A 12887-nucleotide genomic window follows, 5' to 3' on the forward strand; every position below is an offset into this window, starting at 1 on the left:
CTTTCGCGAGCAGGCTCGCTCCCACAATTGACCGTGTACCTTCTGAAGGACTGCGGTCGAATGTGGGAGCGAGCTGCTCGCGAATGGGGCCCCACCCGGTCTTAAGCCGGAAGATGCCCCAGCGGCAACGACCCCGGCGTCTTCACCGTGTGAATGGCAAAGTTGCTGCGAATGTCGCTCACCCCCGGCAGCTTCAACAGGCAGCCACTGAGAAAGCGGTCATACGCGCGTAAATCCGGCACCACCACTTGCAGCAAAAAGTCCGATTCCCCCGACACCAGAAACGCGGAAATCACTTCCGGCAACGCTGTCACCGCGCGGTAGAACGCCTCGGCCTGCTCATCGTTGTGGCGCTCGACCTTGACCCCGACAAACACCGTCAGCCCCAGCCCGACTTCATCGCGATCAAGATTGGCCTGATAACCGCGAATCACCCCGGCCTCCTCGAGCATCCGCACCCGGCGCAGACACGGTGAGGCCGACAGGCCGATTTCATCCGCCAGCTCGACATTGCTCAGGCGTCCGTTGCGTTGCAGCGCCGCGAGAATCTTGCGATCGAAGGCGTCGAGTTTCATGTTTGGCAGATCCCGATAGTCATGCAATGGAAAACCAGCAGATTATGCCAATCAAGAAGGTTTTTGAAGCTGACTTCGCAAGCACCTGCCCCACCCTTCAGCTCTAGACTTGGCGCACCGAATCGACAACGAAAGGGCGGCAACATGGCGAGTCTCTGGCTGTTTTTCCTGGCATTGGCGGTGATCTATCTGTTACCCGGCCCGGACATGATCCTGCTTCTGCAAACCGGTGCGCGACAGGGACGCGGCGCGGCACTGGCCACCGCTATCGGCCTGGGCGTTGCTCGCGGTTGCCACGTGGCGCTGGCGGCGTTGGGGCTGGCCGCGCTGTTCAAGGCTGCACCGTGGACATTCGAGGTCGTGCGTTTGGCGGGGGCGGCGTATCTGTTGTGGATCGGCATTCAATGCCTGCGCAGCACTCTGCTGCCGAACCTGAATGCGGGTGAGGCTGGTGACGTACACGGGCAATGGCGCGAAGCCGTTCGACGCGGTTTGCTGACCAACCTGCTCAACCCAAAAGCGCTGCTGTTCTGCTCGGTGCTGCTGCCGCAGTTCATCGTCAATGACGGCGCACCGGTATTGAGCCAGTTCGCCGTGCTCGGCATGTTGCTGGTCGGCGTCGGTCTGCTGTTCGACAGCGCCTACGCCCTCACCGGCGCCGCATTGGGTCGTTGGCTGCAACACAGTCCAACCGCCCAACGCGTACAACAATGGCTGTTCGGCAGCCTGCTGATCGGTTTCGCCATACGCCTGACCTTCGTCCAGCAAGCTTAGCTTTTGCGGACCTTGCGCTGGCGACGGGTGATCAGCAGCAATGCCGCAGCGCTGACCAGCACAACCACGCCGATCTGCACCGGCCACTTGTACGGCCGCAGCGATGAACGCACGGCATCCGTGACCTGAGTGACGTAACGCTTGTCAGCGTTTTCGAAATCCGGGTACGGGCACTGATTGCCGAAGTCGACCGCCCACGGGACGAACGGACCTTCCTTGATGTAACGCTGATACAGCGCGCTCTGATCTTCCAGGCTGCTGTTCCAGCCGGCCGCGTTGCACAGCACGGCGGCAAATGCCTGACTGGTGTGCGGCAGGTTGTCAGCGGCGCGCCCGGCCAGTTCGGTGGCGACGAAACGGTAGTGATAGCGCTGATCCGGTTTCGCTTCGCTGGCGGCCTGACGTTGCACTTCGGCCTCGCTCACCAGCGGGCCGACTTTCAGCTCCGTGCTTTCCAGACTGTAGTTGCCACCGAACGTGGCGTAGTCCGGCGCCATCTCATAACTGAGAATATCCATGCCCCATTCACGCGCTGTCCACGCGGCGTTATACAGCGCACTGGCGCGCTTGGTCGGCCACCACGACGCATCGGCCTTCAGCCGTTGTTCGCCGTAGAGGCGAGCCTTGTTTTGCAGGTCGGGATTGTCGAAATAAGCGACCGCGTCGGCGTAATGCCCTTCGCGCAGCAAACGCCGGCCGAGCAGGTTGCGCAGGCTGGCGGCGAGCGGCAGCGGCACGTAGTTATCACGCTGCTGTTGAGTCAGCGCGGGCGGAGCCGGGACGTTATCGTCGACGTACTTTTTCAGCTCATCGACGGTCAGTACGCGCTCGGCCACGGTCGCGGCATCGAACCAATAGACACTGTTGCTGCGATACAACTGCACGAATGCCTGCAGGTACTCGCCACGTTGCAACGCGAGAATCGCGCTTTCGCCCTCGACCCGGCATTTCGGCTGAACCGCTTCAAACGCCCAGTCCGGCGTACGGCGATAACCCCAGTCTTCGCTCTGCGGGAAGGCTTGCGCGGCTTTCGAATAGGCTGCGGCTGCGGCGTTTTTGTCACCGTCACGCACCGCCAGTTTGGCCCGCAGCCACCACGCCAGGCCGCCGTCGCCGGCGTTCTCGAGAAAGGCCTTGGCACCGGCGTAATCACCCTGTTGATAACTCATCGCCGCCAGACGATCCGCGTTTTCGAGGCTGCCGCGGGTGCTGTTTTGCAGCAGTTTCACCAGTTTTTTCTCGTTCGGCGGCTCATCGCCAAACGACCAGCCTTGACGGCTCACCAGCGATGCCGTAACCAGTTGCTGCACGGCTTTGTGCTGCAGCAAATCGGCGAGTTCGGCCTCGGGCAACTCCGCCAGTTCATTCATCAATTGCTTGAGCGAGGTGTAACCCACAGCCGAGCCGTGCAGATTCTGTGCTTCATACAATTCGATGGCGCCGCTCCAGTCGCCCGCCGTGCGCAATGCCCGCGCCTCTTCACCGAGGCTGGCAACGCCCAACTCCAGCGGATCGCTGAAACCGTCGATGCTCAGTTGCCGGGCTTGGCGGAACGCATCACGCGATTGCTCCAGCGCCTCGACCGCATCCCCGCCTTCGCGGCTCATCGCAAACCAGGTACGGCCCAGCGAATACGCCGCCCACGTGCTGCGCAACGGACGCTGATCTGCCGGCAGCGCCAGCAGCTTGGTGAAATTCTCGACGGCGAGTTGATGATCGCCTGTGGCAAACGCCACTGCACCAGCCACGTACAAGCGGATTTCCGCCGGCAGGCCGGCGCCCTGCGCCTCGACCTGCCGCGCATCGCTCAGACCGCGCAGTTGTTTGATCAACGCTTGCTGCTCAACGCTCAGTCCGGCCTGTTCAGCCTTTTCCCGAACCTCGGCCGCCGCGTTTTCCTCGCCGTACATATCGTTGGGATTGTGCGTCGCCGCAGTGACATTCTTCAGCCCGGCGATGGTTTTGCCGAGGCGGCTGAGTTCGAAGTTGAAGTTGCCCTCAGGCAGATCCGCGAGGGTCTGCCCACGATTGTCGAGCAGGCGCATGGGGAAATCCGGCCCGCAGGCGAACGCCGAACCCAGCGGCAGGCAGAGGCTCAGACAGAGCAGATGGCGGGGCCAGTTACGGGTCAACATGCGAACCTCCTTGATCAATATTGGCGCAACGCGCCCAACCGATGACGCGCTGCCCACCCGCCGGCAAGCGGCCGTCGCGCAGGCGGGTGAAGGTAAGCAGATCCGGGCTTTGTTGCAACGAGTAACCGGCGAGCGCATCGGCGCCTTCACAGTTTTTCGCCTTGAGAATGATCCGCGCAGGCCAGGCACTGTCGAGGTTGCCGGGATTGTCGAGTTTGATGTCGTAGAGGCCGTCGAACTCGCTCAGCGTCACGCCGAGCTGACTGTTCAGTTGATCACCCCGTGCGACCGCTGCAAGGGTGGTCAGACTCCAGGCGCGGCGGTCAGTGGCCAGCGGCAGGCGGAACCAGATCAGACCGGCCAGATGCGCCGGTGGGTCTTCGCGCAAGGCCTTGCCAAGTTGGCGCAATTGCTGCGGATCTGCGAGCAATTCCTGGCGCTCACCGCCCCGCTCAAGTTGTACTTCGCTTTCCACCACCGGCGCCCCGCCATCATCCGGCAACAGCGCCACACCGTAAGCCGGCAGCGCGAGAAAAAAAGGTTTGTCGGTAATCCGCGCCCAGGCCTTGGCCCACTTCAACGCCTGATCAGGATCGAACAGACCGCGACGCGGATCGCTGACGGCGTGGACTTGCAGCACGCTGCTGTCGACGGTTTGCAGGAGTGTCGGCAATTGCGCACTGTCGAGCCAGGCCGGAAGTGCCGTGATGCTCAAAGGCAGAGACGTCGGCAATGCCGAGCGCAAATGTTCGAGGAATTCAGCGTAGGCCGGCAAACGTGCGTTACCGGCATCGTGATCAATCTCGATGCCGCTCAATACAAGACCTTGCGCCTGCCAATCGGCAAGCACCTGCAGAATCTGCGTGGTGAGCTGATCCTGATCCAGCGCCTTCAACTGCCCATCGAGACGAATCACTGCGATCAAAGGACGGCCGTCGGCTATCAATAACGGCGCATCGATCCGCGCGCGGCTCCATCCGGCATTGGGAAAGGCTTGCAGTGCGAGGACGCGTAACGTCGAGAAATCCTGGCGACTGTCATGCAGCGCCGCCTCGTGGGCCGGCGTCCATTGGCGTTGCCAGATGTAGAGTTGTTGGTCGAGAGGGCGCGCGTCGTGTTGCTCGCAACCCGCGATAACGATGCCCAAAAACAGACCCACAATAAACCGCATACCTTCCAGCCCCCTGACACCACAAGGCTGCAAGGTTACACAAAACCCCTGTAGGAGCTGTCGAGTAAAACGAGGCTGCGATCTTTTGATCTTGTTTTTCAGGATCAAAATCAAAAGATCGCAGCGTGCCGCAGCTCCTACACGGGTGCGGCGGGTTTGCGGGCAATGATGACTTGGCTTTTCGCAACCACCGCGTCCAGCGCCTGCTTGATCTGCGCACCACGCGGCGAGTCCAGCACCGCTTGCCAGGTCTCGGCCCAGTGATTGAGCAGCGGATGATCCGGGTTGCTGAAATCGACCTTGGCTTCCCAGAACAACAGCATCCACATCGACCAGTAAAAGCCGTACTGACTATGGCTGACGATCTCCAGCCCGGCCTCGCTGACCAGTGCCTTGAACTGCTCTTCGCTGATGATGCGAATGTGATTGGGCTTCTGGAAGTACTGGGGCGCGGCGATGTCTTTTTGCAGGTCTTCAGAACTCGGGTGCGGCACGCTCAACAGGTACAAGGCGCCCGGTTTGCCGACACGCACCAGTTCGGCGAGGAACTGTGCCGGATCGTCGACATGCTCGATGACTTCGGTGGAGACCACGCGCGTTGCAGTGCCGTCGGCGATCGGCAACGGATTGCAATCGGTGACGTGACATTCGATGTCCCGTGCCGGCGTATCGCTCAGGCGCTGACGAGTCGCTTCGACCTTGGCCCCGTCGATGTCGGCGATGATGATCTTCGCCCCGCGCATGCCGCAAAAATGCACGTTGCCGCCATCACCGCAGCCGACATCAAGCAGCGTGTCCTCGGCAGACACCACGAAACCTTTGAACAGCTCGTTGGTTTCCTGGTTGAACCAGCCACTGAGCTTGGCATCGTACAAGCCGAGCATGTACGGATCGACCTTGCTGGCGACCGGCTCCACTGCCTGCGCGGGGACCGGTGCTGGCGTCGCCGCCGTGAGTTTCTTCAGTAGGCTCAGCATGAGGTGGCTCCAGAGGACGGGACGGTGGATCGGGACGTACCGAGGCGGCGCACGAGCGCGGCACCACGGTTGCGCATGGGCATTTCGACCCAGCGGTAATTGAGTTCGCTGAGCAACACGATCAGGCCGAAAGCGATCAGCAGCATCAGCACCGGGTGGCCGGCAGGGCTGGGCAGACCGGCGCTCTGCAAGCGAAAGATCAGTTCACGCACCAATTGATAAGCGGGTATGTGAATTAGGTAGATGCCATAGGACCGGCTACCGATCCACCCCAGCAGCCGCTGCATCGCGCCAGCGGGCATCAGGTAATTGCGGTTGTACGATGCGATCCACACCAGTATTGCGCTCAGTACGGCAATTGAACCGATACGGTACCAGGCGAACGTGAAGCGATCGGTGGCCATGAAACTCAACAGCGCGCCGATCAGCATCAATGCCGAAATTCCGACCCATGGCCGAGCGAGAAAATTCGGCCGCCAACGTTGATAACTCGGCTGCGCACTCCACATTGCCAGCAATACACCGAGGGCCAGCGCATCAGTACGCACCACCATCAACAACGGCGTGCGCAGGGTGAAAATCTGCACCGCGACCAGCGCCAGCAATGCCCAGACCAAATGTTTGCGACAGAGCAGAATCAGCAGCGGGAACAGCAGGTAGAACTGCTCCTCCAGCGACAGGCTCCAGTAGACGAAACTGCTGCCGTACTCGTAGCGAAAGAAGCTGTCGGCAAACCGGAAGTTGGCGTACTGCAACACCCCGGCCAACGTTGCTTGCAGGTTGGCCGACAACGTACCGAACGCCCCCGAACGATTGAGAAACACGCACGCCAGCAACATCAGCGCCAGCCATAACCAGGCCGACGGCAGTAACCGGAAAACCCGGCGAAGCCAGAAATTGCGCGTCTGCTGCCAATACTCCTGGCGGGTTGTACAGCCTTGCAGCGCCGGGATCAGGCTTCGGGCAATAACAAAACCGGAGATGGCGAAAAACAGATCAACGCCCCACCACGGCTGCGCCCAGGCATGGATCTTTTCCAGCGACGGCACGACATCGGTAAACAGACTGCCCTGCAAGTGATGGAACAACACGCCCAATACGGCAATTGCGCGCAGCACTTCAATGTCCATGATCCGCTTGCTGCTCATGGTGCCTCCCCCACACCCGATGGTTTGCGGGCGATGATCACCTGGCTCTTGGGCATGAAGCGGTCAAGCGTCTGCTTGATCGCCAGCCCGCCCGGCTGAGCGAGCAGGTCCTGCCAGGTCTTGGCCCAGTTCTCCATCAACGGCATGAAGGGCTCCTGAATCCGGTCACGCACCGCACCGCCCGGATCACGCCCTGCAGCCCGTTCGCCGGCCCAGAAAAAAATCATGCCCATCACCCAGAAAAATCCGCTGGCCTGGCGATGTTCGATCACCAGGCCAGCCTCTTCTACCAGCGCAGCGAAGCGCTCCGGGGTGAAAATCTGCACATGATTGGGAGACTGATAGTAACTGTCCGGGGCGATGCCTTTTTGCAAGTGTTCGCCCACCGGTGCCGGCACGCTGAACAGATACTGTGCACCTGGGCGCCCCATGCGCACCAGTTCGGCCATGAACGGTTGGGGCTGATCGATGTGCTCCAGCACCTCCATGCACACCACTTTACTGGCGCAGCCGTCAGCCAGTGGCAACGGCAGGCTATTGCTGACCAGCCCAAGATGGGCTTTGTCGCTTTGTGCTTCGACCTGCCGTGCGAGCTCACGCACCTTGGCGTGTTCGCTGTCGGTAAAAATCACCGAAGCGCCCTGACGCACGGCAAACAGTGTCGCCACGCCTTCGCCACAACCGACATCCAGCAACGTATCGTCAGCGCTGATCGCAAAGCCCTTGAGCAACTCGCCGCTGTCATTCAAGAACCAACCGTCGAGCACGGCGTCATGTAAACCGACGTCGCGAGGCGACACCTTGGCCAACGGTGCCGACAGCGGTTGCGCGGCACGCGCCGGACGCCATCGTGCGAGCAGACGACGGATCATGCGACCGTAACTGGCGCAGGCAACGTTCCGCGGGCTTGCAGTGGCTGCGCAAAAAAATCGCGCAATCTCTGCTCGGTGCTGGCCTGGCTACAGAATCGCTGCAGACTGCGAATCGCCTCGGCGGACATCCCGGCGTAACGCTGCTCATCGGTTTTTGCCACGTCATAACTGGCGCGATACGCCAGACACAGCGAATCCCAGTCGGTGATGTAACGCATCGTGCGATAGGCCGCACGCGGGTCATGCGGCCAGGCGGTGAGCTCTTCGGTGAAGTCGACGATAAATGCATTATCGCTGCTCACATAATCGGCCATCGCGGTGTTCAACGGCGCAATCGCCGGTTTGCCGCAGGACATGAACTCCATCAACGGCAGGCACTGTCCTTCACCGTAAGAACTGTTGACCACGTAGCTGGTGGCCTGCACCAGTGCTTCGTAATCGGCATCCGCCAGATAGCCATGGATCAGCACGATCCGGCACTGATACGACTGGTTCTTGTACAAGTGATGCAGCATGTCGGTCAGCGCATCGGCGATGTCATGGTGGGTCAGTTTGAGCACCAGGGTCACATCGCTGATGTCGCGAAACGTCGTGCAGAACGCGCTGACCATATCCTGCCAATTCTTGCGGCCGTCGTAAGGGTTGAACACCGAGGTGTAGACCACGCCTTCGAGCTGCAATTGGCAATCCTCTGGCGGTCCTGCGAAGGACATCGGCGTGCCTTCGCGCAATCGCGGTGGGCCATACGGCCGCAAGTCCGTGCGACGACTGTCGATCAGCAATCCACGCAGGTTCAGCGTCACAAGGTCAACCACCGGACGCTTGGCCAATTGCTCGCCGCGAGCGGCAAAGCGATCCCACACCGGAGCCGGGATCGCGCAGATCGGATAGTCCGCCCCCATCACGTCGCGCACCGCGTTCACCGTGAATGTCGAATGCGTAATCGCCCGGCCACACGCCTGCAACACCACACGCCAATCGTGACGTGATTCGCCCTGCCAGCTTTCAGTCGGGATGGTGCTGAATTCCCAGGCGAACACCGGGATGGTCGGGCATGCGTAATGGATGGGCGTGCGATGCGGCGGCGAGAACGACAGGAAGACGCAATCCTCGCCCCGGCTCAAGCAGTCGAAATACAAACGATCCACTAACTCGTCAGGGTTGCTGACTTCAATCACCTGACCGATTCGTTCGAGAACGGGGCGAAACTCCTTGAGCACGAAGTAATAGCTGTACTCCGGCCGGCCGAGGTTCTGCTGGATATTGCTCTTGTTGGTTTCCGAATGAATGATGATCAGCATGAGGCCGCTCCGGTCTCGACCGCCAACGAAGTCATTTCGCTATTGGCCCTCAGACCGAAAAACGCCTCCGCGCGCTGCTGCACGGGCGTAAAACCGCAGTATTCACGCATCCGCTCAGCAGCGGCAGCGGCCATCGCCAGGTAAGCCTCTGGATGGTTCTTGGCCATGGCGTAGCTGTCCTCGTAGGCGGTTTTCAACGATCCCCAGTCGGGACGATGGCGCAGCGTGCGATAGAGAATGCGCGGATCCTCCGGCCAGATGGTCGGTTCGCGGCTGGACTTGACGATGAAAGCAACGCGTTCGTCGATGTAGTCACCCATCGCGGTGTGGTTCGGTGCAATCACCGGGCGGGCACACGACATGAACTCCATCAACGGCAGGCACAACCCTTCGCAGCGCGACGCATTGACGTAGAAACTCGCAGCGCCATACAGCCGGGCAAATTCCTCCTCTTCCAGATAGCCATGCATGACCACCACGCGACAGGCGAATGGCGACAGCTGCGAGAGCAACGTAATGAGATGAACGTAATAGCTCGACAGATCGTTTTGGGTGATTTTCAGCACCAGCGTCGCGTCGTCGACATCACGCATAGCCCAGCAGAACGCAGTGATCAGGTGATGCCAGTTCTTGCGCCCGTCCTCGGGGTTGAACACGCTGACGTAAACCACGCCGCTGACGTCGATCTGTACGTGCTGACTGGTGTCGGGGAGCGAAGCTTGCGGGTGCTCAGCCAACACCGGCATTTCACTCACGGCTGGAGCCGGCGTTATTGCCTCGACAATGGGATCAGGCAACTCGCGGTGTTCCTCGCGGACCGAGCCCGGCAGCAAATCACTGACGGCTTCGCGATACCACTGCAACAGGTTGTGCTTGAGCAGAAACAGCGGTCGATGTTCGGAGGCCACCGTGACAGCTCTGTAGCCCGCGATCAGGTAATGCTTGGTGATGAAAGCACGCCGGCGCAGGGTCAGTGCCGGAGGAGGTTCCGCGATCGGCTCCGGCACGGGCTCGATCACTTGCGGTGTTTGCAGTTCCGGCTCGCGGAGTATCGGTGCGATCAAGCCATCGGCCGACAGCCCCAGAGCACGGCTGTCGATGATGCAGCCCTTAATCTGCAGCGTGGTGCCGGGGTTTACCGGGACACTTGGACAATCTCGCCGCACCTGAGCGAAACGCTCCCACAGTGGCGTGGGCAATACCAGCACGGGGAAATCTTCACCCAGACTGCGACGGATGGCCTGCGCGGTGTGGGTGGACAACGTAATCACCCGGCCATGGCGGGCCAGTGTCTGGCGCCAGTCCTGGCGCACATCGTCGCCAGCGTATTCGGTGGGGATCGAGTCATATTCCCAGGCAATCACGCAGACCATCGGGCACTGCAGGCCGATCGGGGTTTTATGTGGCGGTGCAAACGAAAGAAACAGGCATTCCTGATCGGCCTGGCGCAATTGCAGATACAGCGGATCGACGTCGTCAGTCGACGTGACCACATGCACGCGACCAAGGCTTTCCAGCACCGGGCGATAAGCCTTGAGCACGAAGTAGTAGCTGTATTCGGGACGCCCGAGACTTTGGCTGATGGAGCGGTCGTTGACGTCCGAGTAAAGAATGAAATTCATGGCATCCCACGATGAAGCAGCCGTCCCGGCAACCTCATGCTATGACGACCCGGCGTTGGATCAAGCCGCAATAACGCAGCTAGTCCATCATCTTCAGGCACGTCTTCGTTCTTGTTTTAGTGGTCAGTTTCACCCTGGTTGCGCCACGCCCACGGTGGACCTGGGGGAATGGCGACGAGGGCCATTCTAAACACATCCATCAAGGATCCGGGAACCGCCCGACGAGAATAAATCGGACTACGCTGACGAGAACTGACCGGTCACGGTTTGGCCTGTTGAAATTGCTGCGCAATTGGCACAGATTGATAACAAACAACTACAACAACTGACTTCGCCCGTCTCTCACCCGGTTTTTCCTCCGGTCTGACAGACCTCTCCTTAAAGCCTGTGAGAAAGTGGCGCAAGTTCAAGACCAAGGGGTCGCTGTTTGAAAAAGCGTCTGTTCGTCACGGGTCTCAGTGGATTCGTGGGACAACATATTCAATCGCGTCTGGCATTGCCTGATTCGCCGTGGGAGCTGCTGCCTGCCGCCTCGCCCTACGACCTCACGAATGCTGACAGCCTCCGTGATCTGTGGCCGCAGATGCCCGACGCGGTAATTCATCTGGCCGGGCAGACCTTCGTCCCGGAAGCGTTCCGTGATCCGGCGCGTACCTTCGACATCAATCTTTTCGGCACCCTCAATCTGCTGCAGGCGCTCAAGGCGCGGGGCTTTGCCGGCACCTTCCTCTACGTCAGCTCCGGCGATGTCTACGGTCAAGTCGGCGAGAGCGATCTGCCGATCAGCGAGCAACAGTCGCCCTGCCCGCGCAATCCTTACGCGGTGAGCAAACTCTCGGCGGAGTTTCTCAGCCTGCAATGGGGCCTGAGTGAAGGCTGGCCGGTGTTGGTAGCGCGTCCGTTCAACCACATCGGCAGCGGCCAGAAAGAAAGCTTTGTCATCGCCAGTGCCGCCCGCCAGATAAGTCGCATCAAACAGGGCCTTCAAGCGCCGCAACTGGAGGTTGGCGACATCGATGTGACGCGAGATTTCCTCGATGTCGGCGATGTGATATCGGCCTACTTCGCGCTGCTGGAAAAAGGCACGTCAGGACAGGTCTACAACATCTGCTCGGGCCGCGAGCAAAGCATTCGCAGCCTGATCGAGCAGCTCGGCGATCTCGCCGAAGTCGACATGCAACTGGTTCAAGACCCTGCGCGCATGCGGCGTGCCGATCAGCGTCGCGTTTGTGGCAGCCATAACCGGCTGACCCAGACCACAGGATGGACGCCTGAAATCACAACACAACAATCCCTGCGGGCGATCCTGTCCGACTGGGAGACGCGAGTACGACAAGAATGACAAAAAGTGCATTGATCACAGGCATCACCGGCCAGGACGGCGCATATCTGGCCAAATTGTTGCTCGGCAAGGGCTACAAGGTTTACGGCCTCGTGGCACGGCGCAGCAGCGATTCGCGCTGGCGTCTGCGCGAGATGGGGGTCGAAGCCGACATCGTCTATCTGGACGGGGACATGGCCGATGCCTGTTCGGTACAGCGTGCAGTCATTCAATCGGCGCCGGACGAGGTCTATAACCTCGCCGCGCAGAGCTTTGTCGCCGCGTCGTGGAATCAACCGGTGACGACTGGCATCGTCGATGGTCTGGGCGTTACCCACCTGCTCGAAGCGATCCGCCAGTTCAGCCCGCATACCCGGTTTTATCAGGCATCGACCAGCGAAATGTTCGGTCTGATCCAGGCTGAACAGCAGGATGAAAACACGCCGTTCTACCCCCGCAGCCCGTACGGCGTGGCCAAACTGTATGGCCACTGGATCACCGTCAACTACCGCGAAAGTTTCAACCTGCACGCCAGCAGCGGCATCCTCTTCAATCACGAATCACCGCTGCGCGGCATCGAATTCGTGACGCGCAAAGTCACCGATGCCGCGGCGCGCATCAAACAGGGCAAACAGCACGAACTGGCCCTGGGCAACATCGACGCCAAGCGCGATTGGGGCTTTGCCGGTGACTACGTCGAAGCCATGTGGCTGATGCTGCAACAGGACAAACCCGACGATTTTGTTGTCGCCACTGGCGTCACCACCACGGTGCGTGAAATGTGCCGCATCGCCTTCGATCACGTCGGCCTCAACTACCGCGACTACGTGAAGATCGACCCGGCGTTTTTCCGCCCGGCCGAAGTTGAAGTGCTGCTCGGCAATCCAGCCAAGGCTCAGCGTGTGCTGGGCTGGAAGCCGAAAACCGACCTGGATACCTTGATCCGCATGATGATGGATGCGGACATGAAACGCGTCGCCAAGGAGTAGGC

11 protein-coding genes are annotated in these 12887 nt (G+C 60.4%); 3 read left to right on the top strand and 8 right to left on the bottom strand.

The window, feature by feature from the left end:
- Positions 1-101: 101 nt before the first annotated feature.
- A complete protein-coding gene (locus tag ACZZ0A_RS25440) occupies positions 102-575 on the bottom strand; it encodes an Lrp/AsnC family transcriptional regulator (protein ID WP_414916354.1) in 474 nt (157 codons plus the stop codon).
- A gap of 144 nt (positions 576-719) precedes the next feature.
- Between ACZZ0A_RS25440 and ACZZ0A_RS25445 the strand changes: the two genes are divergently transcribed.
- Positions 720-1349, top strand: coding sequence for a LysE family translocator (locus ACZZ0A_RS25445; RefSeq protein ID WP_007912011.1), 630 nt, complete (start codon positions 720-722; stop codon positions 1347-1349).
- On the opposite strand, the gene ACZZ0A_RS25450 is transcribed toward ACZZ0A_RS25445, so the two are convergent.
- The 7 genes from ACZZ0A_RS25450 to ACZZ0A_RS25480 form a co-directional block, all read right to left on the bottom strand.
- The gene (locus ACZZ0A_RS25450; protein WP_463543883.1) at positions 1346-3484 is read right to left on the bottom strand and encodes a hypothetical protein; all 2139 of its coding nucleotides are present in this window, start codon (positions 3482-3484) and stop codon (positions 1346-1348) included. The genes ACZZ0A_RS25445 and ACZZ0A_RS25450 overlap by 4 nt on opposite strands.
- The gene (locus ACZZ0A_RS25455) at positions 3471-4655 is read right to left on the bottom strand and encodes a DUF3142 domain-containing protein (protein WP_463543884.1); all 1185 of its coding nucleotides are present in this window, start codon (positions 4653-4655) and stop codon (positions 3471-3473) included. Before ACZZ0A_RS25455 ends, ACZZ0A_RS25450 begins: the two co-directional genes overlap by 14 nt.
- Before the next feature lie 137 nt (positions 4656-4792).
- Entirely contained in the window at positions 4793-5632 is an 840-nt protein-coding gene (locus tag ACZZ0A_RS25460) for a class I SAM-dependent methyltransferase (protein ID WP_007912007.1), read from the bottom strand.
- A complete protein-coding gene (locus ACZZ0A_RS25465) occupies positions 5626-6780 on the bottom strand; it encodes an acyltransferase family protein (RefSeq protein WP_463543885.1) in 1155 nt (384 codons plus the stop codon). Before ACZZ0A_RS25465 ends, ACZZ0A_RS25460 begins: the two co-directional genes overlap by 7 nt.
- Positions 6777-7652: a class I SAM-dependent methyltransferase gene (locus tag ACZZ0A_RS25470; RefSeq protein ID WP_414916350.1), complete on the bottom strand. Its 876-nt coding sequence runs from the start codon at positions 7650-7652 to the stop codon at positions 6777-6779. Before ACZZ0A_RS25470 ends, ACZZ0A_RS25465 begins: the two co-directional genes overlap by 4 nt.
- Positions 7649-8953: a glycosyltransferase gene (locus ACZZ0A_RS25475; RefSeq protein WP_007912004.1), complete on the bottom strand. Its 1305-nt coding sequence runs from the start codon at positions 8951-8953 to the stop codon at positions 7649-7651. The genes ACZZ0A_RS25470 and ACZZ0A_RS25475 overlap by 4 nt, the downstream gene beginning before the upstream one ends.
- Positions 8947-10575, bottom strand: a complete 1629-nt coding sequence (locus ACZZ0A_RS25480) for a glycosyltransferase (protein ID WP_123376045.1) — start codon at positions 10573-10575, stop codon at positions 8947-8949. The genes ACZZ0A_RS25475 and ACZZ0A_RS25480 overlap by 7 nt, the downstream gene beginning before the upstream one ends.
- A gap of 427 nt (positions 10576-11002) precedes the next feature.
- Between ACZZ0A_RS25480 and ACZZ0A_RS25485 the strand changes: the two genes are divergently transcribed.
- Together ACZZ0A_RS25485 and gmd are read left to right on the top strand one after the other, a co-directional pair.
- Positions 11003-11917: a GDP-mannose 4,6-dehydratase gene (locus ACZZ0A_RS25485; RefSeq protein WP_007911984.1), complete on the top strand. Its 915-nt coding sequence runs from the start codon at positions 11003-11005 to the stop codon at positions 11915-11917.
- Positions 11914-12885 (top strand): GDP-mannose 4,6-dehydratase, encoded by a 972-nt coding sequence (gene gmd / locus ACZZ0A_RS25490; RefSeq protein ID WP_095113151.1) that lies wholly within the window; start codon positions 11914-11916, stop codon positions 12883-12885. Before ACZZ0A_RS25485 ends, gmd begins: the two co-directional genes overlap by 4 nt.
- The last annotated feature ends 2 nt before the right edge of the window (positions 12886-12887 follow it).

Source organism: Pseudomonas sp. AC242 (assembly GCF_979258655.1).